This is a genomic window from Algoriphagus marincola DSM 16067 (assembly GCF_000429405.1).
GTDB classification, from domain to species: domain Bacteria; phylum Bacteroidota; class Bacteroidia; order Cytophagales; family Cyclobacteriaceae; genus Algoriphagus; species Algoriphagus marincola.
The window spans coordinates 195,692-221,092 of sequence record NZ_AUBU01000006.1 but is presented as its reverse complement, the minus strand read 5'-3'; the positions used below and the strand labels follow the sequence as shown (position 1 = coordinate 221,092).

Below are 25,401 nucleotides of genomic sequence, written 5' to 3'. Positions count from 1 at the left end.
GATAGATTTATTCGACTTTTTGATACATTAATTAGCTGCCTTATAAATCGCATCCAACAAAGAACCCGATTCTTTGGTGTCGTTACCCAATTCCCAGAACATGATGCCTCCCAAACCTTTCTCCATTACATACTTGGTTTTCAAGGCAACTGAGACCGTATCATCATAGGACACAAATAAACTGTCCTGCTGATTGTAAAGGTAGGGGGCTTGTGCTTTTTCATCCCAAAAACGCTTGAAACTAGGGTATGACTCATATTTTTCCCGAATCTGATGATAGGCCATCCATCCTATATGCAAGCCTTTACTTAGCTGATATAATCCATTATTTACTAGAGGAACGCCCTTCCAAACCCGACCATAAAATGCCCCTCCAATGACAATTTGCTCCGGGTTTACCCCTTCTTCAATTAAAAAATCAACAATTTTCTGGGCTGATCTGGGATGAGGGTCCAAGTTTTCTCCACTTTGATACAAGCTATCCAAGTGAGCCCCAAAAGGTGTCTGTTTCACATCTTCGCTTGTCACGGAACCTAAGGGGGTATGATGCCCTGTGTAAATGGACACGCCCGATACTTGGTCATAGGTCATCACATTGGTGAAATCGGCATACTTCATCACCTCTTCCATTTCCACAAAGTCAAAATATCGCTTCCAACCCGCTGAGGCAAAAGTCAAAAACTTGGGGCTTTCAAAGGTATCCAGCATCTCCCGAAGCCCTTTCATCAGTGCCGTGAAGTTCTGCGTATCCTCATCCCGTGCTTTGGTTCCAGCTCCGGATATCCCTGGATATTCCCAATCCATATCCATACCGTCTAGTTGATATTTGGCAATGAAATCCCGGACACTTTGAATGAATTTGGCTCGGCTTTCGGCTGTCAAAGCCATGTCCGAGAATCCATCAGCACCCCAGCCTCCACATGCGATCATGACTTTTAGATCTGGATTTCGCTCTTTTTGCCTGACCAAAGCTTCCAATTTTGGACCCGAATTTCCTGGGTTTCTAAACTTCATTTCCCCATCAATGACATGTGTGAAAGAGAAAATTATATGTGTCAGCTTTTCTACAGGAATTTCCTCTGGCTGAAAATTCCGCTCCGGCACATAGTAGGCCATAATTACTGGCCCTTTTGAAGGAACATCTTCGGATTCATTGGAAGCAGAATTGGAACAACTCCATAGGATACTGGAAATAAAAAAGAAAAAGAGAAGCTTGGCGGATCTAGACAAGGGAAATGGGATTTAACTTGATTAAAATTTTTAATAAAGTTAAAAATAAATAAGAAGAAGGAAGAAGGATTAACGACGGAAACGAAACCTCAATCTTTTCTACCAGCCATCAAGTGTAGATGAACAATGAACCCTGATCCTTAGAATCAGAACTCTTTGAATGGGAAAAATTTCGAACATCGAATGATGAATACTGAATATCGAAGAAGGTCCATAACAGTGGCCTTTTTTCACCACAGAGGCACATAGGAAAAGTAAGATTTACGAACTACGATTTACGAGGGGAATGGAAACCTCAATCTTTTCTATCAGCCATCATGCGTTGATGAACAATGAACCTTGAACTCAGAACCCTGAACCCTGAACCTTAAACTAAAACCTCACCTTAGTCTCTACTCTTTTACCATCCCGCTCATAAGCCACCTGCGTTTCTTGTCCGGGTTGAAAAGCTCCCAAAGCCCGCATATAACTCATCATATCCACGATCGTAGAGTCTCCCAACTGAACTACAATATCCCCTTTTTGCAAACCTGCTTTTTGGGCTGGTTTATCTTCAGATACCCCATCGATTCGCATTCCTTTTCCATCATATAAATAATCCGGAACTACCCCAAGTGTAACTGTAAATCTTGGAGAATCACCGGAACTGTCTTTCGTTTTAGTAAAAGCTAATTTTGGCTCTGTGTCAAGCTGCGCAATCAGTCGATCAATGTATCGAACCACCTGAAGTAAGCCCTCATAGTTGATCTTCTCGGAGTCATCCGAGGGACGGTGGTAGTCTTCATGCTGACCTGTGAAAAAGTGTAAAACCGGCAAATCCTGCAGATAAAAAGACGTATGGTCTGAAGGACCTACGCCAGATTCTGAAGTAACCAACTTGAGACTGTCGCTATTGACCAGATCCAATGCCGGAACAAAGCTAGGACTGGTACCAACTCCATTGATCGCCAAAGTATTTTCCTCGTTTAAACGGCCAACCATGTCCATATTGATCATATAATTGACCGTTTCTAGATCGATGGTAGGGTTTTTTACAAAATAATTGGAACCCCAAAGGCCATTTTCCTCACCGGAAAAAGCGATAAACAGAAAATTAGACTGACGCTTTTCATCCACCAAGAGCTCAGCTAAAGCTGCTAAGGCGGCTGTTCCGGAAGCATTATCATCCGCACCATTATGAATCGCAGAGTCACCTCGATGCAGAGATCCTGATCCGCCATAGCCCAAGTGATCAAAATGAGCCCCAATCACGATAGTCTGAGCAGCTTGGTTGTCGATAAACCCGATCACATTTCGGCCTGTGACACCCTCCCCATCTGTACCAATCACTGCCTCCTCATGAGGATTGCTTGGCTTAGAAACGGTAAACTCCTGAAAAAAACCGTCTGTGCCTTTGGGCGAAATCCCGATCTCACTGAAGCGCTCAGCCAAATACTCCGCAGCTTTTACTTCACCATCAGTACCAATGGCCCGACCCTCTAATTGGTCAGCAGCTAAGTAGGTCACATCCTTTTTAAGATCATTGATTAAATCTGTATCACTCGGGGCGGATTGGCAGGCAAAAGCCAAAGCTCCAATAAGTCCAACTATTTGATATTGCTTCATGGTTCTATTTTGATTTAGCCCAAAGATAATAATTGGTATCTTCGCGCTGCAATAAATACAAACTGAAGATTTCTATGCGTTTCTATTTCCCGCTTTTATTGATTTTAATCATCGCCTGTGCGCCAAAAAATTCCGAGCAAACGGCAGAGAGCACTCCAACACATACGGCTTTGGATTCCGCGCTTCTTTCGGAAAATGAAATGAAATACTTTCGAAATATCAAGCAGTTGACTTTCGGAGGGAATAATGCTGAAGCTTACTGGTCATTTGATGATGAAATGCTCGTTTTCCAATCCGATTATTCAGGTTGGGGAGCTGAGTGCGATCAAATTTTCTACACCAACTGGAAAACAGACGACCTCAAAAACAATATGCCTCAACGCCTTTCTACAGGACTTGGGCGAACTACCTGCTCCTATTTTCTTCCGGGAAACCAAAGTATCGTCTATGCCTCCACCCATTTGGGAGGAGATGACTGCCCTCCTGTACCCGAGCGAAGAGCAGATGGCAAGTACGTTTGGCCGATCTATGATACTTATGATATTTTCACAGCTGATTTGGAGGGCAATATTCTAGAGCAACTCACCAATGATCCTGGCTATGACGGAGAGGCCACTCTATCTCCCCAAGGGGACAAAATCGTCTTCACTTCCATGCGAACCGGTGATTTGGAGCTTTTCACTATGAATATTGATGGATCAGATGTCAAGCAAATCACTTCTGATCTGGGATATGACGGAGGAGCTTTTTTCTCACCTGACGGCAGCAAGCTAGTATGGCGTGCTTCTCGCCCACAAACAGAGGAAGAAAAAGCCGAATATCTAGAGCTTTTGGCTGAAGGACTGGTGAAGCCGACCGAAATGGAGCTTTATGTTTCCAATGTGGATGGAAGTGATATTCAGAAAATCACCGATTTGGGTCAGGCTAACTGGGCACCGTTTTTTCATCCTTCGGGAGAAAAAATCATTTTCGCCTCCAATCATCATACAGAAAGAGGATTTCCTTTTAATCTGTACATGATTAATTTGGACGGAACAGGACTAGTGAGAATTACCGAAAATGACACTTTCGATGCCTTCCCTGTATTCTCTAATGATGGAAAACACCTAGTTTTCTCATCCAACCGAAATAATGGCGGTACACGAGATACCAACTTATTTGTAGCAGAATGGATTGGTGATTAATTGATCCATAAAAAATTCACAAGAGCCCTCCTTGCTTTAGGCAAGAAGGGCTTTTTTTTGATTAGACCTGATCCTTCCTTATTTTACTAATTCGCTCAACCTATTTTTACATGAAAAATTACCGACGACTAATAATTCCCTTTTTGGTCACGCTGGTATTAGTACTTGCAAAAATCTACTTCCGTGAAGAATCTGCTAGCTGGACCGGCTTATTTTCAGTCCTACCCCATATCAATACCATCTTGATTATTCTAGGTTTTACCTGGTGTCTCTTGGTCTTGACAGGTATTTTGAAACGAGTATTCTTGAAGCAGTTTGATATCAGTCAAGAGAATAATCTCCGAGCCAGAAAAGTCTACACCCAGCTTAACATCCTTCAAAAGATTGTCAATTTTATTATTATCATTCTTGGAATTGGGTTGATTTTGGTCTCTTTTGAACCCATCCGTAAAATCGGTGTCGGGCTTTTTGCCTCAGCAGGAGTAGCTGGTATCATCATTGGTTTTTCAGCTCAGAAAGCCATCGGCACATTGGTCGCAGGAATTCAGATTGCATTCGCTCAGCCTTTTCGGCTGGATGATGCCGTGGTGGTCGAAGGTGAATGGGGCTGGATCGAGGAGATCAATCTGACCTATGTTGTGGTCAGGATTTGGGATCAGCGAAGACTAGTGCTACCGACAACCTACTTTTTGGAAAAACCCTTTCAAAACTGGACTAGGACCTCAGCGGACATCATTGGATCAGTATTTCTCTATACAGATTATTCGGTTCCTTTCGATGCACTTCGTGAAGAGCTGGATCGGATTCTTGAAAACACCCCGCTTTGGGATAAAAAAGTAAAGGTTTTACAGGTGACAGATGCTAAGGAGCGCACCGTGGAGAGTCGAATCTTAGTTTCTGCTAAGAACTCGCCGACTGCTTGGGACTTGCGTGTGCATGTGCGGGAAAAAATGATTGAATTCTTGCAGAAAAACTACCCTGCCGCACTTCCACGAAGCCGAGTCGTTCTAGAGGAAAACAAAAAGACATGAGAAAATCACTCCTGATATTCCTTCTTGTTTTTTCATCGCCTGCCTTTGCTCAAGAGAATTCTAGAAATTCATTACAATTTGATATCTCAGGCTTTTTGGATGTCTACTATGGCTATGATTTTGTGGATCAAATGGGCCAGGAAAACAGGCTTCCTTTTCTTTACAATCATACCAATCAAAACCGACTGGGAATCAACCTAGCCTTAGTTACAATCAGTGCAAAAACGGATTTCTTTCGAGCCAATTTAGGAATTCAGCAGGGAACCTATGCCCGGGATAATTATGCCAACGAACCCGAACTCTTTCAATGGATTCATCAGGCGAATGTGGGCTTGGCTCTGGACAAGAACAGAAAGTTTTGGATAGATGCTGGAGTGCTTCCATCACACATTGGCTTTGAAAATGCCGTATCGACAGAAAACCTGACTTTATCTCGATCGATCATTGCCGAGAATAGTCCCTATTTTGAAACGGGCGTACAGCTAAGCTGGCAAAAGGATGAGCGCTGGTACTTTGCCTTTTTGTATCTGAATGGCTGGCAGCGCATTAGAGCCATTCCAGGGAGAAATAGACCTTCTTTTGGCACTCAAGCCACATATACTCCCAACGAAAACATCAAATTGAATTGGAGCACATTCATAGGAACTGATCAACCCTTGGAAGCTGAAACGATGCTGTACTTTACTAATTTCTATGGAGATTTTAAGCTTGGTGAAGGCTGGAGACTCATCGCCGGATTGGATGGAGGTAGAAGGACTTTGGCCTTTGATATTGATCGCAACTGGTGGGGGATGTCTGCCATTCTACAGAGACAGTTTTCAGAAAAAATAGCTTCAGCCCTTCGCTTCGAATATTACAATGATCCATTTCAGGCTATCGCTACGAGCCTCATCGATCAAGGAATCCAGACAAGTGGCATTTCACTGAATGGTGACTGGAAATTGGGAAAAATTGCCACCTTCCGATTAGAGGGGCGTTGGCTGACAGGGCCGGTGCTGGGTATTGATAGCGGCAATTCTGATAATTATTTTCTCTTGGGGTCTTTTGCTTTATCTTTCAATTAAATTAAGCCAATGGTTTACGAGATTTTAATGTACCTGCATTTAGCCACAGTGGTTCCATGTGTATTTTTAGGCGCATATTTATTACTTGCAAAGAAAGGTGGACTTTTTCATCAAAAGTTAGGTGCCATTTACATGGTCTTGATGATTATCACAGCGATTCTGGCTTTGTTTATGGAGGCACGTGTTGGACCCGTTTTCCTAGGACATTTTGGTTGGATTCACCTTTTCTGTTTTCTAGTGCTTTGGACTGTACCGACAGCTTTCTTAGCCATTCGAAAAGGAAAAGTAAAAAGCCATCAGCGCAAAATGGTGTTGCTTTACATCGGTGCAATTTTGATCGCAGGAGGGTTTACCTTTTCGCCTGGAAGATTCCTTCACGAGCTCTTTTTCTAAAGCTCATTAATATTTGAAAGATAGCTCTCCGCCTGTTCTAAAATTTCCTGCTTGTTTTTCAGCTTATCAAGTGTCCGATAGGCCATTCCAATCCGTGGATTCTTTTCTAATTTCTCCCGATTTCTCTCGTAAAAATGCCAATACAAGCTATTGAAGGGACAGGCCTTGTCGCCCACTTTCTCTTTATGATTATAGGCACAATGATCACAGTAATTTCCTTGTTTTTTAATGTAATTGGCAGAGGAAACATACGGCTTGGTGCCAACGATTCCACCATCTGCAAATTGACTCATGCCCCGAGTATTGGTAATCTCCACCCACTCGATCGCATCAATATAAATACCCAAATACCATTGGTCTATTTCATCCGGATTGATTCCGGCTAGCAGTGCAAAGTTACCCGTGACCATCAGACGCTGAATGTGATGGGCATAGGCCAAGTCAAGCGATTGACCGATTGACTCTGAAAGACATTTCATTTTGGTCCTTCCAGTCCAAAACCAATCCGGAAGCTTACGATCATGGCCGAAGAAATTCATCTCTGCATAATCGGGCATTTTGGCCCAATACACACCTCTCATATACTCTCGCCAACCAATAATTTGCCGGATAAAACCTTCTACTTGAGAGATAGAAATTTCCTTTCGGTGACCTTCCCAATAGCTTTCTACTTTCTGTACCACCTCCAGCGGAGACAGCATCTTACTATTCATCGCAAAACTCAATCTGGAATGGAATAAAAAGGCGTCCCAAGTTGTCAAAGCATCCTGATAGTCTCCAAAATGAACCAGAAGCTTTTCGCAAAAATGGTTTAAAACCTCCAAACACTCTTTTCTACTTGTAGGCCAAGGGAAGTTTTCAGCGTCAACCTTTCCGATGGTTTTCACCCCGGATTTTTCCAGCATTTCCAATAGTCCCGAAAGATCCTTTGAATGCGTTTTGGCTTTTTTCAATAGCTTGGAATCCTTGAGAGCAGAGCGGTTTTCGTGGTCAAAGTTCCATTTTCCCTCCACAGGTTCCTTGCCATCCATCAGGATGTCATATTTTTTTCGCATCTCACGATAGAATGACTCCATCAGGTAGGTTTTCTTCCCTTTGAAAAATTCTTCCAAAAATGCTCTTTTAGTGAGAAAATGCTCTGAATCGACCGAATCGGTAGAAATCTTCAGGTTTTTGCAAATTGAGCGCAATTGCTCGTCGAGGCGGTATTCATCGGGCAGTTGGTATTCAAACTTTTCGATCCCTTCATCATTCACAAGCTGCTGAATCAATTTTTCGAGATCCTGCGGGTTTTTCGGATCATCTAATTTGAAATAGCGCATTTGATGGCCCTGAGTTTCGATTTCAGAAGCAAAATTCCTCATCGAGTCAAAAAAGGCCAAGACTTTTTGAACGTGGTGATTTACATAATCCGTCTCCTGTCGCATCTCGGCCATGAGGTAAATGTGATCATCACTTTTCTCCTCAAACCAAGAATGCGATTGATTCAATTGATCTCCAAGAATTAAGCGTAGCGTTTTTGGCATAAAAAAAGGGCTTTATGATAATTAAAGCCCTTTTAACCAAGCATTGTTTATGAGAAACTTAATATTTGAAGCAAGGCATGGAGGACTTTCGGCCAGCACCTTTGGTATTACCTGCAAGGAAGCTGTATCGGATTGAAATTTCATGTGCTCCTCCAGTATTAGCATTGCCCAATGATGAAAGTGTAAAGTCATGACTATAACCCACATCCAATCCTCCACCTAGCGAAATACCCACCAATGCAATGACTGCTTCATTATTTGGAAGAGCGCTTTGACCAACAGGGATTCCTCGATACCAAACTCCAAGAACTAAAGGCTGGATATTTACTTGTGTTCCTAGATCAAGCTGTGTGAAGGGTCCTTGATTCTTATAATTGAAAGCAAAGGTCAATTCTCTTGTACCAGTTCGCTGATTATAGAATGCACGGGAATTTCCTCCAGAAAGATCAAATTTGACTCCACCGTGAGCAGAAAGTTTGAGCGGCAACTCGCTGATTTCTCCATCGATGAATGAAATGTTCGGCTGGGTTACATGGTGTGCAGAAGCTCCAAACCAAATATTTTCATTGTGGAAAAGCATTCCGAAGCTGTAGTCCACAAACTGATGACGCATATCTTCTCCTAGGTTTTCACCCGAAAAATCACCAATTGCACCCGTTTGATCGTCTATTTGACTGCCAAAAATCATATCGCCGAAATAGGCGTCTCGATCTTGGTAACTCACCTGACCACCTACACGAAGAAAGGAACGGAAGCCTAAGCGAGCACGGTAAGAATAAGCAGCACCAATTTCCGTAATACTCAAATTGGCCATGCTTTGATCAGACTGGTTGAATATCAAACCCACTCCACTATTTGCACCAAAAATATAATGATCAATATAGGCAGAATACGAATTAAAGGACTGATCCAATCCTGGCCACTGGTTTCGATAATTGACACCAATCTGAGTCATCTCAGTAGATCCGGCCATAGCTGGATTGAGATAGAGTGGATTAGCATAGAACTGAGAATACTGCACATCCTGGGCATGAAGGCTCAAGCTGGCAATACAAAAGGCGATCAACAAATAAAGCCTTCTTAATAATCGTTGCTGATTATGATGAGGCTTGAGGTTTTCTACTTGAAGAGATTCAAATGCAAACTGAGCCAAGCCATCAGATACGATTACCCCATCCTGAAAAGGATAGGAAATCGAGAGTTGATATGGTAGCCGTGTGTTTTTCACTTTTGAAGAATTTCAGGATGGTGTTTTTGATTTATAAATCGAATATTTTGTATTTCATTTTTTAGAATATTATTTTATGTAAATCATATACAGCAAAATGATATTCTATTAATTGCCTTGTTCTATTTAAATATATGTATATTATTCTTTAAAACAAGCGATTTCAATTGGCTCAGAAAAATGAAATACAGCTAAAAATTGTCTTATTTTTCTTCAAATTATACCATTATCAAAAAAGGTCATAAATGAAACTTTTTTCTGGATATGAAATGAAATTGTCTTGAAAATCAGGCTTAAAAAAAATTTGAATTTTTTTAAAAAAATAATTTGGAATCAGCCTAACATTCAGAAAATCATTTGATTTACTGTCTATTAGAAAATTATTCGACCCGTTTGGAATCTTACTTTTTAGAAGAAATCACCCCAAAGAATTGTAAAAGCCTCGAATAAAAGAGAATCCGTTTTTAATCAGCTGTATAATTTGCTTAAAAACTTTCTCCAGCAATATCTCGAAAGCATAAATTGTGAGGGAAAGAGCTAGTAAGTATTTAGGCTTTGGTAATCCTGAATGAATAGATCAAGCCCGAAAAAATAATAACCTATATGGCCAGGATGGTAGCCAATAGCTGTGGAATAGCTGGAGGGGATAAAGTCTAAAAGCAGTCTAGAGCCTGAGAAATACTCCAGCTGAAAATTATCAAAGCAAGAGAAAAGGAAACTGTTCCCTTACTCTGATTTATCGTATTAGGGTGACTCCTCCTGTTTTCTCCTTTTGGTTGGAGTCTTGATCGGTATAGGTGATTCGATAGAGGTAATTCCCAGCAGGTAGGAGTTGACCTTTATAGGTACCGTCCCATCCTTTGCTTTCGGGAGAATTGGTGAAGAACATTTTCTCTCCCCAAGTATTGAAAATCTCCAGAGTAAAGGATTTGATATTCTTAATTTTAGGAATAAAGGTGTCATTTAATCCATCTCCATTTGGAGTAAAGGCGTTTGGAATCACTACCTGAGCTTCAGCGGTAATTACCTTAACACTGCTCACCTCATCGGTGGAGCAACCAAAGATATCATACCCGGTAAGTTTCACTTCGTATGTCCCTGGGTCTTGATAAACGTGTATTGGATCTTTTTCTGTGGAAGAAACACCGTCTCCAAAGCTCCATTCCCACGCGATTATCTCTGGACTTATTTGACTCTCAAAAAGGATTTCTTCATCAATAAATACCTCAGGCTCTGTGGTAATTTGAAGCTTTCTGTACTGAAAGTCTAATCTTCCACTTTGATTGATTTGAGAAGGAAAATCAAGAACTGCAGAAACATTTGAACTACAACCCGTAGCGTCAGTTACGGTCACTTCCACCACACCCGCTTGGAAATAGTTGATTTCTCGAGTGTTCTTTTCCCCGGAACTCCAAGAAATCGTGAAAGGCTCCTTGCCTCCTGTAATGGAAACCCATGCATGACCGGTGACACTTCCCTGCTCACAGTTCACATCTAGTGCAGATTCTATCCGAGCAGTGACAGCTTCAGATTGAGACACACTATAACTTCCGCTAATAGTACATCCCGACTCATCAGTTATGCTTACTTCATAAGTACCGGCAGCTAAACCTGTTCGGTTCAATTCACCAGATACTCCGTCTGCCCATGTCACGGTAACTTGGCCCTTGCCTCCTTTGTGAGCAATTTTTATTGCTCCGTCTGCTTCGCCGGTGCAGCTTTGATTTGAAATCTCAATTAGATCCAGACTCAATGCAGATTCAGCTTTCAATTCTACTTGCTGATCTATAAAACAACCAGAAGCATCGGTAATTCTAGCAGAATAAATTCCTGCAGGAAGGTTTTCCAATTCCGCTCCACTAGCTCCATTATTCCAAGTAATCGCATAAGGCGCAGTACCACCGATTACATTTAGATCGATTGTACCATTGGAATCAGAAGAGCAACTTGGATTGATAACCTCTGCTTCTACTTCCATGGACTTGGGCTCTTCCACTCGATAACTAGCCTGCATGGTGCATCCACCTTGATCTTGAATAAGCACATCGTAGATTCCAGCAGATACATTTGATAGATCCTTTGACTTTACCCCATTACTCCATATATAAGTGTATGGTGCTTGTCCGCCAGAAACATTCAAGGTGATAGACCCATCATTTTTACCTGTACAGCTTGCATCAACAACCGATTCAGTGACCTGCATCCCAGCCTCCTTTGAGTTGATTTGAAAACTCATAGACACATCACAGTTGTATCTATCGGCTACTGTGACTATATAAGTTCCTGGCTTCAAGTCATTAGCCTCCCAAGAATCCTGAAGACCATGGCTCCAAGTCACTTTATATGGCTCTCCACGACCGATTTTGACGGAAATCTTCGCTGAGCCATCAGCAGAAGAACCGCAAGATGCGTCAGTTTTTTCCACTGGATTGAGGATTAATGGAAATGGAGGCTGTACCACTATATTCTCAATGTGCTTCAATCCTTGAGAATCTGTGATCTCAACTGTGTAAGTACCCGCATACAGATTGCCTCTGTTTTGAGTTGTTTCCTTGGTGTTCCAAAGGAAAGTATAAGGAGGAACTCCTCCCGTGACATCTAAAATGATAGATCCTCGTTCGCTGTGTGAACATAGAGCAAGCTTTCCACTTACATCGACTTGGATTCCGTTAAAACTCAAGATCCGGTCATTCTCGGATTTTGGAATTTCAAAGGCATATTGTCCAAGGGCGTTGGAAACCACGACTAAGCTCAAGAGGAGAGCTAGCGTTACGAAATGATATGTGGTTTTAAAGCTTTTCAATTAATGTAGATTTCAACAGGTCTATTTTGCCTTATGAATTGATATTTCTGTATTTCAAATTTTAGAATATTATTTTTTGTATATCGAATACAGCAAAATGATATTCTAAATATTCTTCTGTTCGATGGAAATTTATATCATTTATTCTTTTGGACAAGTGATTTTTATCATGGCCAAGAAATCAATTCCAGCTAAAAATTGTCTTATTTTTCTTCAAATTGTACCATTATCAAAAAAGGTCATAAATGAAGCTTTTTTCTGGTGATAAAATGTAAAAGCGCTGAAAATCAAGGGCGAAAAAAATTTTAAAATTTTTTCAATTTTTTTTGAAAAATGTCACTATTGACTGAGAAACAGGTCCTTTCGAAGGAGATTCATAGAAAAACACCCCCTATCAGAAAAAGTAAAAACAACAAAAAAACCTCTTCTGTGTGGAAGAGGTTCTTAATGATTTGAAAGGCAATATTAAAGTAGGGGTCTGAATTGCCTCAGGAACCTTACGTCGTTCTCAGTGAAAAGCCGAAGATCCTTGATTTGATACTTCAACATGGCAATACGCTCGATTCCCATACCAAATGCAAAGCCGGTATATTTTTTCGAGTCGATTCCGCAGTTCTCCAAGACATTTGGATCAACCATGCCGGAGCCTCCGATTTCTACCCAGCCGGTACCCTTACAGACATTGCAGCCTTTACCTCCACAAAGCAGACAAGAGATATCAATTTCCGCACTTGGCTCAGTGAAAGGGAAATAGGATGGTCTGAACCGAACTTTAGTCCCTTTTCCAAACATCTCCTTGGCAAAATGATAGAGCGTATTCTTTAAATCGGCGAAACCAACATTCTCATCTACATAAAGCCCCTCGACCTGGTGGAAGATGCAATGTGCACGCGCTGAGATAGCTTCATTTCGATAGACTCTTCCCGGAGAAAGCGTTCGAATCGGTGGCTTTTGATTTTCCATCACCCGTACCTGCACGGAGGAAGTATGAGTTCGCAGCGCGATATCCGGATTTTTTTCGATGAAAAAGGTGTCCTGCATTTCCCTTGCAGGATGGTTTTCCGGGAAGTTGAGTGCTGTGAAATTATGCCAATCATCTTCGATTTCAGGACCTTCCGAAAGGTTGAAACCGATACGTTCGAAAATCTCAATGATCCGTTGTCTTGTGGCCGTAAGTGGATGAATTCCCCCTACGGATTGATTAGAGGGCGGCAAGGTAAGGTCCAGGTCAGCAGACTTAGACTTTTTAGAGGACTCATTGACCCGATCTATAAGCTCCTGAAATTTTGCTTCAGCCGCCTGCTTGACCCCATTAATCAGCTGCCCATACTCGCGCTTCTTTTCATTAGGAATTTTGCCCATTTCAGCAAAAAGTTCTCCCACCACGCTTTTCTTGGAAATGAATTTCATCCGAAAAGCTTCCAGTTCTTCTTTATTCTTGGCTCTAGCCTGAGCTATTGCTTCTTTGATGGCTACTATTTTGTCCTGATTCATGGAAATTTATTCTAAAGGCACAAAGCTACAATTTTTAGCTTTTTGAGCAGAATTCAAGGTAATTCATTTTTAACATCTTCCGAAGAGCGGGAATATTCTTGGGCTTATTTCAAAAAAATCTCCTCATCATCGATCCAAATGATTTACAGGCCTCGTAATTCCTTCCAAATCAAAAAACACATCAATTATGAAAAATTTCTTAAAAACAGCGCTTTTAGCATTTGTTTTCCTCAGTGCAAACCTTGCTTTTGCCCAAATGGAAAAAACCGTCGAGGTAGGTGGAGCCCCTATGTACCCTTCTAAAAACATCGTGGAGAATGCGGTAAATTCTGCCGATCACACCACTTTGGTTGCTGCAGTCAAAGCAGCCGGTTTGGTCGAGACCTTGCAAGGGAAAGGTCCATTCACAGTTTTTGCTCCTGAAAATTCTGCTTTCGCCAAATTACCGGATGGTACGGTGGAAACACTTTTGAAGCCTGAAAACAAAGGACAATTAACTGCTGTCTTGACCTACCATGTAGTAGCTGGAAAGATGGGATCAAAAGATATCGCCGCGGCAATCAAAAAAGGAAACGGAAAAGCAGTATTAGCCACTGTACAAGGTGGAAAATTGACAGCTTGGATGAAAGGTAAGGACTTGTACATCACTGACGAAAATGGTGGACAGTCCAAAGTAACCATCGCTGACGTATGGCAGTCAAATGGAGTAATCCACTCGGTTGACAGTGTAGTCTTACCAAAAATGTAATAGGTTGTAGTTGATTTGGTTGTAAAGTCCGATTGGGATGTTCTCAGTCGGACTTTTTTATTTGATTGAATCATAAGTTCTTTTTGGGCACTTGCCGTGAAGCGAAGATTTGAACTAACTTTGTCCTGTGCGAAATCTACTGCGTTCGATTATCGGCATTCTAGCCATCTCATTTTCTTATTCCTGCTCAGACCTTTCGGATGAGCCAAAAGCATTGCTCAATTTGGTCTTAGTAGATGCGCCTCCTGCCTACGATTCTGTTTTTATAGAAATTTTGGGGGTGGATGTCCGCATGAATGTGGAAGGAAGGGATACTGAGGAGCAATCATTTTTTATTCCCTATGAATTGGGAGATAAGCGGGTTCGTGTCTCAGACCTAGTTGGCGGCGAAGTCTTATTGCTTGGCCGAGGCACCTTACCTCCGGGAAGAATTATCGAGCTAGAAATGCGATTGGGAACGGAGCATTCGCTATGGGAGAATGAAAACGTGTATCCAATTGCACATCCTACAGACGAAGAGGCTCTTGTCAATATTCCTGTCTCATTGGATCTGGATGGAGGGCTTTCTTATGATGTGATTTTGGATTTTGATCTGGAAAAATCTATTCAGACTACTCGGACAGAGCCATTTGCCTTTGAACTTACACCAACTGTAACAGCCATTTTGCCCGGGACATTCGGGGAAATTAGGGGAAGTGTTTCTCCAACTACCCTTCGGCCATCGATTACAGCTATTCTAAATGGAGATAGCATCAGCACCCACACCAATACCGCAGGTGCTTTCCTATTTCGACTTCAGCCCGGCATTTACGATCTCTATTTGGATCCTAAAGATGAAGCCTTTCTGGCGGATACCATCCGGGGTGTTGAAGTAAGACTTCGTGAAACACTGACTTTGGATCGAATAAACTTTCGCTCGAATCTCTAATGGAAAATCCGATCAACTACATGAGAAGGGCCTTGGAGCTCGCCGAATTAGGACTTGGCTCAGTCAGTCCCAATCCACTAGTGGGGTGTGTGATCGTGCATCATGATCGGATTATCGGAGAAGGCTACCATCAAAAATATGGAAGTCCTCACGCGGAGGTAAATGCCATCCATTCTGTCAAAAATCAGGATCTCCTTCCTGAAGCAACCGTCTATGTGACCTTGGAGCCTTGTGCCCATTACGGTAAAACGCCTCCCTGTGCCAATCTGCTGGTAGAGAAGCGAGTAAAAAAAGTCGTGATTGCCGCCATGGATTCTAATCCCTTGGTCGGCGGCAAAGGAATTGAAATCCTAAAAAACGCCGGAATCGAAGTCGAAACAGGCCTTTTGGAAACAGAAGCCCGATGGCAAAATCGACGGTTTTTTACCCAAATCGAAAAAAATCGTCCCTACGTAATCTTGAAATGGGCACAAACCGCTGACGGATTTGTTGCCAGAAAGGATTTCTCTTCCAAATGGATCTCCAATCCCCTCAGCCGCCAATTTGTTCATAAATGGCGTGCCGAAGAAGACGCTATTTTGGTAGGGAAAAATACAGCCTACTATGACAACCCCAGCTTAAATGTTCGTGACTGGAGCGGAAAAGATCCTATCCGCCTTGTAATTGACCCCCAACTGCACCTAGATCGTCAATTGAAAATTTTTGATCAAAGTATCCCGACCATCTGCTATAACCTGCTTAAAAATGAGGAGCACCAAAACCTCGAGTTTGTAAAGCTTGAACCAAATTTTCACCCCAAAGAAATTTTGGCTCACCTACAAAAAAGAAAAATCCAGAGTGTGATCGTAGAAGGTGGAGCATTTGTATTAAAAAATTTCCTGGATGCCGAACTTTGGGACGAGGCTCGGGTGTTTACAGGATCATCAAAATTTGGTGAAGGGATAGAAGCGCCAAAAATGCACCAAAACCCCGACCGCCAAATTTCGATTCAGGAAGACCTTTTGTCCTATTATTTCCATGTCTGAAAATCTATTTATCCCTACCGAAGCCAGCAAGGCCGAAAAATACGAAGCCATTCTTCCACAGATCGAAGCGCTGATTACGGGAGAGCCTGATCTCTATGCCAACTTGGCCAATATCTCTGCAGTACTCAAGCAGGGCTTCGACTTCTTTTGGGTAGGTTTTTATCTCGTGAAAGAGGAGCAGCTTGTATTGGGACCATTCCAAGGACCCATCGCATGTACAAGAATTGCTTTTGGAAAGGGGGTTTGCGGAACGGCCTGGAAAGAAGGAAAAACGCAATTAGTTCCTGATGTGGATGCTTTTCCAGGACATATTGCCTGTAGCTCAGCTAGTCGTTCGGAGATCGTGGTTCCTGTTCTGAAAAACGGAGAAGTTAAGATGGTCTTAGACGTAGACAGCGATCAGCTGAATGATTTTGATGAAGTGGATCAAGAATATTTGGAACAGCTATGTCAGAAGCTTTCCGACACTCTTTCATAGATCAGACTTCCTCTCCAATCCAAATTAAAGTTGCGGCTGAAAATTCAGTAAATCCCTCAGGCAATTCTATTTGAGTGACAAATTCCAAGGGCAAAATCATATCCATTTCAGAGTTTCTGATTTGAACAGGAAGGCCATTTGGACCAAAGATTTCCACCGTAGTCGCTGGAAACCACTTTTTGAAACTTCCTCCCTGTACGGGATAGTACTTTCTTCCCTCATCAAATAGGGTCAAATCCATTTTGTCCAGGAATTCATCCAACTGCTTGGAATCCTGTCTGGAAAAACCGATCAAATGAGCCGCTTTGTGATCCGAAGCAAGCAAATAGTACAATGCTTCCTTCAAATGTTCACCCGATTGACTTACCAAAAACCGAAGCGGGTACTGCTCCTCCATTAGCTGAGTGTTTTTATTTCGAAAGCGTTCTGAACTGATAATGACATCGATTTTGATGCCCCAGGACAGCACTTGGTCTACAGCTTCCTCAGCTACCAAGACGGTAGGTACCCATTCAAGAAGTCCGGAAAGCCGTTCCCAAGAAAAGTCCTGAAGGTCCAAAATTACTAAGGCGGGTTCCTGTTGCTCTTTGACGAAATGATGTGAAGACATTAGCTGAAGAGGTTTTGATAGAAGTGAAGAACATTTTTGTAGGCGAGTTTTTCCAATTGCTCGGCAGGGAGATTTTCAGCCAAAACATCTAAAATTTCCGGGTACTTAGAGGCATTTTCAGCAAGGGGAAAGTAGAAAGGATGTCGACTTTTATCCGGAAAATCCTGAGTATAAAAGTAGTCTGCTCCAAAACCCTGCGCATTTTCTCCTCCGATCTGAAAGCCGTGCAAAATGTGCTCAAAAAGCCGCTCTGGGACGTCATTATCTAAGAATGCCCGTAGAAAATTAACCCCAATGATCCCTTTCCGCCGGATAATTTCTTGGGCGAATTCGTCATTTAAGTTGCGCTTGTGATCCCAAATAGCTCGATAGTTTGAATGGCTAGCAATGATAGGGGACTGAGGCTGATGTTGATCGATATGATTCAAAATCCCCTCTGCCAGGAGGTCAGAACTATGAGAAAGATCGATGGGAATATTTCTTTCGATCAAAAGGTCGAGCAATCTTCTCCCGTCATCTTTTAGCCCAATTCCCTCGGTGTAATTTCCTCCACCAAATCGATTTTCGGTATGATGAGTCAAACTAACATAAGCCAAACGCCCAACTTTGGATAGAATCTGATCGAGTTGTCGCTCTATGGCTTCCCATGATGAATTTTCCTCCCCCAAGCCTGCTGCATTCTCAATGGATGCAAGGGCTGCAATTGGACCGGAAGATTTCCAACTTTGCGCTTGAAATGCGGAAAAAGCTCCTTCATCAATTAGCGATTGGAATATTTCTGCTTGCTTGAGCGCCAAATCCATGGAACCCGGGCGCACATCCGTATAAATCGCTAAAACCTGAAGCTTTACGTTGCCTTTGCGCAGCCAAGGTAAAGCACAGGCAATATCAATTTCATTGGAGGGACTTGCTCCGGGAATCTTCGACAAGTAGGATAGCAAATCACAATGAAGGTCAAAAATCGGTAGATGCATGGAATTGGGGTTTGAAACAAAGTAAATCAAAAAAATGCGTGTTTTTTAATACTTTTAGCCCCTTGATGAGTTAGAGTTTCACTGACCTTAAAACAAAACTATGGCACTCTCTTCCCCCTTTAATTTCAAAAAATGGATTGACGAAAACCGACACTTGCTTAAGCCTCCTGTCGGAAATCAGCAGGTTTACAAGGGAAATGATGACTTTATTGTCATGGTCGTGGGAGGCCCAAATGCCAGAAAAGACTATCACTACGAGGAAGGGGAGGAATTCTTCTACCAATTGGAAGGTGACATTGTGCTGAAAGTCATCGAAGATGGCAAGCCTAAGGATATTTCTATCAAGGAAGGGGAAATATTTCTGCTTCCTCCGAGAGTCCCACACTCACCACAGCGACCTGCCAATACGGTCGGACTAGTCATGGAACGATATCGCAGACCAGGTGAAAAGGACGGGTTTCTATGGTTTTGCGAAAACTGCAATCACAAACTTCACGAAGAATATGTCGAGCTTACCGACATTGTCAATCAACTACCCCCAATCATGGAGCGCTTTTGGAGTAGTGATGAATTAAGGACTTGCAAAAAATGCGGTACTTACATGGAGAAGTAAACCTTTTCCTTTCAAAAACTCTCTAAACCTATCTTCTTCCTCAAATGAAAACACTTTCCTATTCATATACTGAAGCTTTTGCTCAAGAAATGGATCAAAATGATCCACTTCGAAAATTCAGAGGGCACTTTTTCTTTCCGAAAGTCAATGGTCAGGAGGCACTTTATTTCTGTGGTAATTCGTTAGGCCTTCAGCCAAAATCTGTGAAAGATTACCTGAATAAGGAATTGAATAATTGGGCTGAAATGGCAGTAGACGGTCATTTCCATGGAGAAGATGCCTGGTATCACATTCGTAAAAAGTCCAAACCTGCCTTGGCTGAAATACTCGGAGCACAGGAGCATGAGGTGGTGGCGATGAATAATCTCACGGTCAACCTCCACTTGCTAATGGTGACTTTTTATCAGCCCACAAAAGAGCGATACAAGATTCTGATTGAGGCTGGAGCATTTCCTTCCGATCAGTACATGCTGGAAAGTCAAGTCAAATGGCATGGATTAGACCCGGACACTACTATCATCGAAATTAAACCCAGAGAAGGGGAGCATACGCTGAGGACGGAAGATATTGTGGCGGAGATTAAGCGGCACGGAAAAGAGCTGGCCTTGGTCAACATGGCGGGACTTCAATATTACTCCGGACAGCTTTTTGATATGAAAGCCATCACCAAAGCAGCTCACGAGGTAGGGGCACTGGCAGGTTTTGACCTGGCGCATGCTGTTGGCAATGCTCCGCTATCCCTTCATGATTGGGAGGTGGATTTCGCTACTTGGTGCAGTTACAAATACCTCAATTCCGGTCCTGGTAATGTCTCTGGCATCTATATTCATGAAAAATATGCCGAGCGACCTGACCTCCCTCGATTTGCAGGATGGTGGGGCCATGATGAGGCACAGCGTTTTTTGATGGAGAAAGGCTTCATTCCCATGTTTGGGGCTGATGGCTGGCAACTGGCGAATTCCAATGTGTTGGCCTTGGCCGCTCATCAGGCTTCCTTGGATATTTTCCATGAGGCAGGAATCAAAAACCTGAGAAAAAAGAGTGAGCGTTTGACAGGATACTTAGAATTTTTGATCCGTGAAATCAGCGGAGAATCAGGGATTTTGGAAATTATAACCCCAGAAAACCCAAGTGAACGTGGCTGTCAGTTATCTTTGCTGATTCATCAAGGCGGGAAAGCCGTCTTCGACGAATGGTATCAGCATGGTGTAGTGGGAGACTGGCGCAACCCCAATGTCATTCGTCTTGCTCCTACTCCATTGTATAACAGCTTCATGGATGTGTTTCGATTCGCAAAGATTTTGGAACAATCCCTCAATAAATTCGCTTAAAAGAGCGAAGGAAATCTTTCCAAAATGAAAAAAGAAGAAATAACCATCTTGGGTGCCGGACTGATTGGAACCCTGATGAGTATATACCTCCGAAAGCAAGGTCTTCCAGTCAAAATCTATGACAAGAGACCTGATATGCGGAAAAGCAAGCGATACGAAGGTGGTCGCTCCATCAATATGGCCCTAAGCCATCGAGGATGGAAAAGCCTCGAAGAGGTAGGTCTTAAGGATCGGGTACTACCCCTTGCGATTCCTATGTATGGGCGAAGAATTCACGATGAACATGGTGGAACTTCCTTTATCCCGTATGGGAAAGAAGGTCAAGCCATCTATTCCATATCCCGTGGCAAATTCAATCAACTTTTGGTCGAGGAAGCTGAAAATCTAGGCGTAGAAATGCTTTTTGACCATAAGTGTGAAGAAGTGGACTTCAGAGATCAGACTATTCATTTTTCTGGACCTGAAGGAAATTTCAAAAAAGAAGCTCCTGTGATCATCGGGGCTGATGGCGCTTATTCCTCTCTGCGAATGTCTATGCAAAAGCAGATTCGATTCAATTATAGGCAGGAATACATTAGCCATGGCTACAAGGAACTGACTATACCAGCCACTGCGGATGGAGAATTTGCCATGGATCCCAACGCGCTTCATATTTGGCCGCGGGGAAAGTTCATGCTAATTGCGCTCCCAAATCCTGACAAATCCTTTACCTGCACACTTTTTTTACCATTTGAAGGCACCAAGGTTTGCTTTGACAAAATAAACGATGCAGGAGATCTAAAATCCGTTTTCAGAGCCTTCTTCCCTGACGCATACGAATTGATGCCAGACTTGACGGAAGAATATTTTAAAAATCCCACTTCTGCGCTAATCAATGTCGAATGCTACCCTTGGGTACAAGGGCATAGTCTTTTGATAGGAGATGCTTCTCATGCCATGGTTCCTTTCTATGGGCAGGGAATGAATTGTGGCTTTGAAGATTGTCGTGTGTTAAATGGCTTGATCAATAAATACGGTCATAATTCTTGGGATCTGGTCTTTGAAAAATTCCAGAAAACCAGAAAGCCTGATACCGACGCCATCTGCCAATTGGCAATGGAAAACTTCGTTGAAATGCGGGACACTGTTGCAGACCCCAAATTTCTGATTCGGAAAAAGATCGAAACCAAGCTGAACGAACTTTATCCGAAGGATTGGGTGCCACTTTATTCCATGGTGACTTTCTCCGATATGAGCTACTCTGAGGCCTATGCTCAGGGTCAATTACAAGATTCAATCATGCGCCAAGTGATGGCAGATCCATTAATTACTGAAAATTGGAACCGATTGGACTACGAGGAGATTATCAACAAAATGGAAACCGCTAAAGCAGTCTAACAAATGGAAAAACCAAATTTCAACGTAGAAGAAGTTAATAAAATCATTCGTGGACGTAGATCCATGTTTGTGGCGCAGTTTAAGGAAAATGATCCTGTCGATGATGCCATCATCGAAGAAATGCTCGAAAATGCCAATTGGGCTCCTACCCATAAGTTGACCCAGCCTTGGAGATTTATTGTTTACACAGGAGAAGGGCTGAAAACATTTGCTGATTACCAGGCAGAGCTCTACAAAAAGCGCGCGGAGAAAAATGGTACCCCGTTCATTGAGGCTACTTATAATAAGTTTAAGGAAAATCCGACCAAAGCATCTCATGTAATCGCCATCTTGATGAAGCGAACGGAGGGCTCCGGACTACCACTGATGGAAGAGATTGCCGCTACCGCGATGGCTGTTCAAAATATGTATCTTACTGCCTCCGCACATGGACTAGCTGCCTATTGGGGTACAGGAGGTCCGACTTTTTGGGAGGAAGCACGGGAAGATTTTGGATTAGAAGGTGAAGATATGCTGATGGGCTTTTTCTATGTAGCCAAGCCTGCTAATGATCGCTGGCCCACTGGCAAAAGAGAACCTATTGCCGACAAGATCGGATGGATTAGAGAATAAAAAATAACCGCTGAGTTTTTTCAGCGGTTATATTTTTTTAAAACCCTACAAATGCCGGTGGCTGCGCGCCATTTGCCCGAAGATAGGCTATCGCAGAGCCCCTGTGATGGGTGCTGTGATCCATCAGGAGAGCCATCACCTGTCTTCTGCTAACATTATTTCCAAAGACTTCGATGACTTCCCTTGCTTTATCCAAAGGAAGAGCCTGAATCGTAGCTTAGCCATAATCATAGCATTTAGCTATGTAATCTGCCAAATCTGCTTTACTGGCAGTTGCCAAATCAATAGAAAAGCCAGGATCCTTTCCCATCAGAAATCCTTGTGAGATTACATTAATCGCTGTTCCGATATGATGAATTTGTTCCCTGAAGCTCATGGCCTCTGGGTCGGTTTTATAGTCCATCCCATCGTCTGGCATCGCATTGAGCACATCAATGGTAAACTGCTTACTATTATTCCACTTGGACATGAATTCCTCCATGGTCGTTTGTGCCTGAAGAGAGGAGGAAAATCCTTAAATCAAAAAGGCGGCAAGGGATAAAAACGGAAACTTAAAATGATTTTTCATTTTCGTACTGGCTTGGTTAGATGTTAAAGTTCCAAGATTCCCCGTGGAAATCAAACACAAAGGCCTAATTTTACCCCATGCGGAAACTGTTGTCTACCCTAATTTTCCCAATTTTACTAGTAGGTTGTGAAAATGCCTACCTACCAAAACCCAAAGGATATAACCGGATCGATCTTCCTGAGCATCTTTATCAGGATTTGAATGGTGATTACGCGTACACCTTTGATTATTCAGTTCACAGTAAAGTGGAGCCGGATTCCTTCAATCTTCAAGAAAAAAATTGGATCAATCTCAACTATGCGGATTTCGATGCCAAAGTACATTTGACCTACAAAAAAATCGAGGGAAAGGCTGATTTTCGATCCCTTTCGGAAGATGCTTTCAAGCTTACTGCCAAGCACCAAATCAAAGCCTATGGAATAGAAGAGTCCATCCTTCGAACACCAAATGGCTATACTGGTGTCGTCGCCGAACTCAAAGGTGAGGTTCCAACCCAATTCCAATTTTTCGTCACGGACTCTACTGAGCATTTCCTCAGAGGCGCCTTGTATTTCCAGACAGCGATGAAAAACGACTCCCTTTCACCCTTAATCGAATACATTAAGATCGATTTGGCGAATTTGATGAATAGCGTAGAGTTTAAAGACTAGCGCAGCTTTTTCCAAGAGGCTATCACTACAGCACCACAGACCAGTGAAACGATTGTGGCGATAGTGCCATTCAGCGATTCTCCATAGATCCAAAACCCTGTTGCAAAGAGTGCTGCATAAATCATAATTGAGCCGATCAGCATCAAGCCGATTTCCTTTGGAAGCTGACCCATATCCTGCTTTTCTTCAGGATAGCGATCCAATACTTTTTTCCATCCAAAAGCTGCTGGATGCACTTTTCTGTAGAATTTCAAAAGAATCTCATCCTTTTCAGGTTGCGTCAAAAATGTCACCAACAACCAGCCCACTGTGGTAATCGATACGGAGTATACCAACTTCAAATAAGCCTGATTCTCTGGAATGTCTATCAAGCCTAAATTGGGATTGATCACCTCAAAGAAAATGGCAACCACAAAGGAAATAGCCATGGCTGAAATCTCTGTGTAAGCATTGATCCGCCACCAAAACCACCGAAGAATAAAAATAAGGCCTGTACCCGCACCTATTTGAAGAAGGATATTGAAGGCTCCCAATGCGGAAGAAAGTGCAAGCGCTAAGAAGGCTGATAAAACCATCAAGCTGACAGTAGATATTCTACCTACCGCCACCAACTCCTTGTCAGAGGCCTCAGGCTTGACAAATCGCAGGTAGAAGTCATTTACGATGTAGGAAGATCCCCAATTCAAATGAGTAGATAAAGTGGACATCACCGCCGCAATCAGGGAAGCTAGTACAATTCCAATCAAACCTGTCGGCAGATAGGTCAGCATTGCCGGATAACCCAAGTCATCTCCCAGCTTGTCCACAGCTACATCCGGGAAAGCAGCCTGCATATCCGAAATATTCGGGAATACGATCAAGGAAGAAAGTGCAATAATAATCCAAGGCCAAGGACGGAGTGCGTAATGTGCAATGTTGAAAAACAAGGTAGCACCGACCGCATTTTTTTCATCCTTCGCAGAGAGCATTCGCTGAGCGATATATCCACCTCCACCTGGCTCGGCTCCAGGATACCAAGTCGCCCACCATTGGATAGCAATAGGAAGGATGAAAAGCGGGATATAGACATTGGGATCATCAAAATCAGGCACAAAATCCAATTTGTCCGAGACATTCGGGTGGCTAAGTAGATTCTGTAATCCCCCAACTTCTGGAAGATCCAAGATAAAATAGGCTGCTCCGAAAGAACCGATAATTGCGATGAAAAACTGGAAAAAGTCCGTCAACAAGACCCCTTTCAATCCACCTAAAGAGCTGTAGATTACTGTCACCACTGATGCCATCAAAAGCGTCTGCACAGGAGAAAGACCCAGCATGACTCCCCCGATTTTAATTGCTGCCAGGGAAACCGTAGCCATGATGACCACATTGAAAAAAACTCCTAGGTAAATCGCCCGAAAAGCCCGTAGAAAGGCCGCCCCCTTACCTGAGTACCGCAATTCGTAAAACTCCAGATCCGTCGTGACCTCAGAGCGTCTCCAAAGCTTGGCATAGACGAAAACTGTCAACATACCCGTGAGCAAAAATGCCCACCAGGCCCAGTTACCACTAACACCATTTTTACGAACTATATCCGTAACCAAATTGGGCGTATCTGCAGAGAAAGTCGTCGCTACCATACTCACTCCCAAAAGCCACCAAGGCATATTTCTACCCGAAAGGAAGAATTCCTTGGCAGAAGAGCCTGCTTTTTTTGAAGTGAAAATTCCGATCAGAAGCGAGATTATGAAAAAGGCTGCGATGATGGCCCAATCAATAGCGGTGATATTCATAGGTTTCTGGGAAAATTTTTTCCAATAAACAAATTTTTACCCAAACAGCTTTAGACTTTTTTAATAAATTTTAAAAACTTATAATTTAAACATTGAACAAAGCTCCTTCGACCCCGCATTTCTACAAAACCCTTAGACTCTATCTTCAAAATATTTG

Annotated in this window: 24 protein-coding genes; 13 read left to right on the top strand and 11 right to left on the bottom strand. The window is 42.7% G+C overall.

Going from position 1 to position 25,401, the window contains the following annotated elements; all coding sequences use genetic code 11:
• Positions 1 to 27: 27 nt before the first annotated feature.
• Together G457_RS0109375 and G457_RS0109370 are read right to left on the bottom strand one after the other, a co-directional pair.
• Entirely contained in the window at positions 28 to 1,230 is a 1,203-nt protein-coding gene (locus tag G457_RS0109375) for a glycoside hydrolase family 18 protein (RefSeq protein WP_035483573.1), read from the bottom strand.
• A gap of 372 nt (positions 1,231 to 1,602) precedes the next feature.
• On the bottom strand, positions 1,603 to 2,835 hold the full coding sequence (locus G457_RS0109370) for a M28 family peptidase (RefSeq protein ID WP_026946244.1): 1,233 nt from the start codon (positions 2,833 to 2,835) through the stop codon (positions 1,603 to 1,605).
• A gap of 74 nt (positions 2,836 to 2,909) precedes the next feature.
• On the opposite strand from G457_RS0109370, the gene G457_RS0109365 reads away from it, so the two are divergent.
• From G457_RS0109365 to G457_RS0109350, 4 genes are all read left to right on the top strand, one after another.
• Positions 2,910 to 4,019 carry a TolB family protein gene (locus G457_RS0109365; protein ID WP_035483570.1) on the top strand — a complete coding sequence of 370 codons (1,110 nt, stop codon included), beginning with the start codon at positions 2,910 to 2,912 and terminating at the stop codon, positions 4,017 to 4,019.
• Positions 4,020 to 4,129: 110 nt separating this feature from the next.
• Positions 4,130 to 5,050, top strand: coding sequence for a mechanosensitive ion channel family protein (locus tag G457_RS21305; protein ID WP_035483568.1), 921 nt, complete (start codon positions 4,130 to 4,132; stop codon positions 5,048 to 5,050).
• Complete coding sequence (locus G457_RS0109355; protein ID WP_026946242.1) at positions 5,047 to 6,114, top strand: porin; 1,068 nt, start codon at positions 5,047 to 5,049, stop codon at positions 6,112 to 6,114. Before G457_RS21305 ends, G457_RS0109355 begins: the two co-directional genes overlap by 4 nt.
• A gap of 9 nt (positions 6,115 to 6,123) precedes the next feature.
• The gene (locus G457_RS0109350) at positions 6,124 to 6,507 is read left to right on the top strand and encodes a DUF2306 domain-containing protein (RefSeq protein ID WP_026946241.1); all 384 of its coding nucleotides are present in this window, start codon (positions 6,124 to 6,126) and stop codon (positions 6,505 to 6,507) included.
• On the opposite strand, the gene G457_RS0109345 is transcribed toward G457_RS0109350, so the two are convergent.
• The 4 genes from G457_RS0109345 to G457_RS0109320 form a co-directional block, all read right to left on the bottom strand.
• Complete coding sequence (locus tag G457_RS0109345; protein ID WP_026946240.1) at positions 6,504 to 8,033, bottom strand: cryptochrome/photolyase family protein; 1,530 nt, start codon at positions 8,031 to 8,033, stop codon at positions 6,504 to 6,506. The genes G457_RS0109350 and G457_RS0109345 overlap by 4 nt on opposite strands.
• 58 nt (positions 8,034 to 8,091) lie before the next feature.
• A complete protein-coding gene (locus tag G457_RS0109340; protein ID WP_026946239.1) occupies positions 8,092 to 9,102 on the bottom strand; it encodes a PorP/SprF family type IX secretion system membrane protein in 1,011 nt (336 codons plus the stop codon).
• Positions 9,103 to 9,997: 895 nt separating this feature from the next.
• The gene (locus G457_RS21300) at positions 9,998 to 12,064 is read right to left on the bottom strand and encodes a T9SS type B sorting domain-containing protein (RefSeq protein ID WP_081701410.1); all 2,067 of its coding nucleotides are present in this window, start codon (positions 12,062 to 12,064) and stop codon (positions 9,998 to 10,000) included.
• Positions 12,065 to 12,529: 465 nt separating this feature from the next.
• Positions 12,530 to 13,558: a phenylalanine--tRNA ligase subunit alpha gene (locus G457_RS0109320; RefSeq protein ID WP_026946238.1), complete on the bottom strand. Its 1,029-nt coding sequence runs from the start codon at positions 13,556 to 13,558 to the stop codon at positions 12,530 to 12,532.
• Between the two features lie 187 nt (positions 13,559 to 13,745).
• Between G457_RS0109320 and G457_RS0109315 the strand changes: the two genes are divergently transcribed.
• The 4 genes from G457_RS0109315 (at position 13,746) to G457_RS0109300 (ending at position 16,737) form a co-directional block, all read left to right on the top strand.
• A complete protein-coding gene (locus G457_RS0109315) occupies positions 13,746 to 14,306 on the top strand; it encodes a fasciclin domain-containing protein (RefSeq protein WP_026946237.1) in 561 nt (186 codons plus the stop codon).
• A gap of 127 nt (positions 14,307 to 14,433) precedes the next feature.
• Positions 14,434 to 15,234 (top strand): DUF4382 domain-containing protein, encoded by an 801-nt coding sequence (locus G457_RS0109310; protein WP_026946236.1) that lies wholly within the window; start codon positions 14,434 to 14,436, stop codon positions 15,232 to 15,234.
• Positions 15,234 to 16,259 carry a bifunctional diaminohydroxyphosphoribosylaminopyrimidine deaminase/5-amino-6-(5-phosphoribosylamino)uracil reductase RibD gene (gene ribD, locus G457_RS0109305; protein WP_026946235.1) on the top strand — a complete coding sequence of 342 codons (1,026 nt, stop codon included), beginning with the start codon at positions 15,234 to 15,236 and terminating at the stop codon, positions 16,257 to 16,259. Before G457_RS0109310 ends, ribD begins: the two co-directional genes overlap by 1 nt.
• On the top strand, positions 16,252 to 16,737 hold the full coding sequence (locus G457_RS0109300; RefSeq protein ID WP_026946234.1) for a GAF domain-containing protein: 486 nt from the start codon (positions 16,252 to 16,254) through the stop codon (positions 16,735 to 16,737). The genes ribD and G457_RS0109300 overlap by 8 nt, the downstream gene beginning before the upstream one ends.
• 1 nt (position 16,738) lies before the next feature.
• Here G457_RS0109300 and G457_RS0109295 read toward each other — a convergent pair whose 3' ends face one another.
• Together G457_RS0109295 and G457_RS0109290 are read right to left on the bottom strand one after the other, a co-directional pair.
• The gene (locus tag G457_RS0109295; RefSeq protein WP_026946233.1) at positions 16,739 to 17,347 is read right to left on the bottom strand and encodes a hypothetical protein; all 609 of its coding nucleotides are present in this window, start codon (positions 17,345 to 17,347) and stop codon (positions 16,739 to 16,741) included.
• The gene (locus G457_RS0109290) at positions 17,347 to 18,321 is read right to left on the bottom strand and encodes a dipeptidase (RefSeq protein WP_026946232.1); all 975 of its coding nucleotides are present in this window, start codon (positions 18,319 to 18,321) and stop codon (positions 17,347 to 17,349) included. The genes G457_RS0109295 and G457_RS0109290 overlap by 1 nt, the downstream gene beginning before the upstream one ends.
• Positions 18,322 to 18,421: 100 nt before the next feature.
• Here G457_RS0109290 and G457_RS0109285 point away from each other — a divergent pair, with 100 nt between their 5' ends.
• The 4 genes from G457_RS0109285 to G457_RS0109270 are packed head-to-tail and all read left to right on the top strand — an operon-like array spanning position 18,422 to position 22,254.
• The gene (locus G457_RS0109285) at positions 18,422 to 18,934 is read left to right on the top strand and encodes a 3-hydroxyanthranilate 3,4-dioxygenase (protein ID WP_026946231.1); all 513 of its coding nucleotides are present in this window, start codon (positions 18,422 to 18,424) and stop codon (positions 18,932 to 18,934) included.
• A 44-nt stretch (positions 18,935 to 18,978) separates the two neighbouring features.
• Positions 18,979 to 20,265 (top strand): kynureninase, encoded by a 1,287-nt coding sequence (kynU, locus tag G457_RS0109280; protein ID WP_026946230.1) that lies wholly within the window; start codon positions 18,979 to 18,981, stop codon positions 20,263 to 20,265.
• Between the two features lie 24 nt (positions 20,266 to 20,289).
• A complete protein-coding gene (locus tag G457_RS0109275) occupies positions 20,290 to 21,642 on the top strand; it encodes an FAD-dependent oxidoreductase (protein WP_026946229.1) in 1,353 nt (450 codons plus the stop codon).
• Positions 21,643 to 21,645: 3 nt separating this feature from the next.
• The gene (locus G457_RS0109270; protein ID WP_026946228.1) at positions 21,646 to 22,254 is read left to right on the top strand and encodes a nitroreductase family protein; all 609 of its coding nucleotides are present in this window, start codon (positions 21,646 to 21,648) and stop codon (positions 22,252 to 22,254) included.
• Positions 22,255 to 22,291: 37 nt separating this feature from the next.
• Here G457_RS0109270 and G457_RS23060 read toward each other — a convergent pair whose 3' ends face one another.
• Positions 22,292 to 22,450 (bottom strand): DinB family protein, encoded by a 159-nt coding sequence (locus G457_RS23060; RefSeq protein ID WP_248602844.1) that lies wholly within the window; start codon positions 22,448 to 22,450, stop codon positions 22,292 to 22,294.
• Positions 22,451 to 22,471: 21 nt separating this feature from the next.
• Positions 22,472 to 22,735: a DinB family protein gene (locus G457_RS23055; protein WP_051260774.1), complete on the bottom strand. Its 264-nt coding sequence runs from the start codon at positions 22,733 to 22,735 to the stop codon at positions 22,472 to 22,474.
• 164 nt (positions 22,736 to 22,899) lie between these two features.
• On the opposite strand from G457_RS23055, the gene gldD reads away from it, so the two are divergent.
• Positions 22,900 to 23,472, top strand: coding sequence for a gliding motility lipoprotein GldD (gene gldD, locus G457_RS0109260; RefSeq protein ID WP_026946227.1), 573 nt, complete (start codon positions 22,900 to 22,902; stop codon positions 23,470 to 23,472).
• Here the strand turns inward: gldD and G457_RS0109255 are convergent.
• A complete protein-coding gene (locus tag G457_RS0109255; protein WP_026946226.1) occupies positions 23,469 to 25,244 on the bottom strand; it encodes a sodium:solute symporter family protein in 1,776 nt (591 codons plus the stop codon). The two genes, gldD and G457_RS0109255, sit on opposite strands and share 4 nt — an antisense overlap.
• Positions 25,245 to 25,401: the final 157 nt, after the last annotated feature.

What these genes read in the sequence shown, in the direction of transcription:
- G457_RS0109370 (WP_026946244.1), bottom strand. Translation starts at nt 2,835, where the DNA reads ATGAAGCAATATCAAATAGTTGGACTTATTGGAGCTTTGGCTTTTGCC.
- G457_RS0109365 (WP_035483570.1), top strand. Translation starts at nt 2,910, where the DNA reads ATGCGTTTCTATTTCCCGCTTTTATTGATTTTAATCATCGCCTGTGCG.
- G457_RS21305 (WP_035483568.1), top strand. Translation starts at nt 4,130, where the DNA reads ATGAAAAATTACCGACGACTAATAATTCCCTTTTTGGTCACGCTGGTA.
- G457_RS0109355 (WP_026946242.1), top strand. Translation starts at nt 5,047, where the DNA reads ATGAGAAAATCACTCCTGATATTCCTTCTTGTTTTTTCATCGCCTGCC.
- G457_RS0109350 (WP_026946241.1), top strand. Translation starts at nt 6,124, where the DNA reads ATGGTTTACGAGATTTTAATGTACCTGCATTTAGCCACAGTGGTTCCA.
- G457_RS0109345 (WP_026946240.1), bottom strand. Translation starts at nt 8,033, where the DNA reads ATGCCAAAAACGCTACGCTTAATTCTTGGAGATCAATTGAATCAATCG.
- G457_RS0109320 (WP_026946238.1), bottom strand. Translation starts at nt 13,558, where the DNA reads ATGAATCAGGACAAAATAGTAGCCATCAAAGAAGCAATAGCTCAGGCT.
- G457_RS0109315 (WP_026946237.1), top strand. Translation starts at nt 13,746, where the DNA reads ATGAAAAATTTCTTAAAAACAGCGCTTTTAGCATTTGTTTTCCTCAGT.
- ribD (WP_026946235.1), top strand. Translation starts at nt 15,234, where the DNA reads ATGGAAAATCCGATCAACTACATGAGAAGGGCCTTGGAGCTCGCCGAA.
- G457_RS0109300 (WP_026946234.1), top strand. Translation starts at nt 16,252, where the DNA reads ATGTCTGAAAATCTATTTATCCCTACCGAAGCCAGCAAGGCCGAAAAA.
- G457_RS0109295 (WP_026946233.1), bottom strand. Translation starts at nt 17,347, where the DNA reads ATGTCTTCACATCATTTCGTCAAAGAGCAACAGGAACCCGCCTTAGTA.
- G457_RS0109290 (WP_026946232.1), bottom strand. Translation starts at nt 18,321, where the DNA reads ATGCATCTACCGATTTTTGACCTTCATTGTGATTTGCTATCCTACTTG.
- G457_RS0109285 (WP_026946231.1), top strand. Translation starts at nt 18,422, where the DNA reads ATGGCACTCTCTTCCCCCTTTAATTTCAAAAAATGGATTGACGAAAAC.
- kynU (WP_026946230.1), top strand. Translation starts at nt 18,979, where the DNA reads ATGAAAACACTTTCCTATTCATATACTGAAGCTTTTGCTCAAGAAATG.
- G457_RS0109275 (WP_026946229.1), top strand. Translation starts at nt 20,290, where the DNA reads ATGAAAAAAGAAGAAATAACCATCTTGGGTGCCGGACTGATTGGAACC.
- G457_RS0109270 (WP_026946228.1), top strand. Translation starts at nt 21,646, where the DNA reads ATGGAAAAACCAAATTTCAACGTAGAAGAAGTTAATAAAATCATTCGT.
- G457_RS23055 (WP_051260774.1), bottom strand. Translation starts at nt 22,735, where the DNA reads ATGGAGGAATTCATGTCCAAGTGGAATAATAGTAAGCAGTTTACCATT.
- gldD (WP_026946227.1), top strand. Translation starts at nt 22,900, where the DNA reads ATGCGGAAACTGTTGTCTACCCTAATTTTCCCAATTTTACTAGTAGGT.
- G457_RS0109255 (WP_026946226.1), bottom strand. Translation starts at nt 25,244, where the DNA reads ATGAATATCACCGCTATTGATTGGGCCATCATCGCAGCCTTTTTCATA.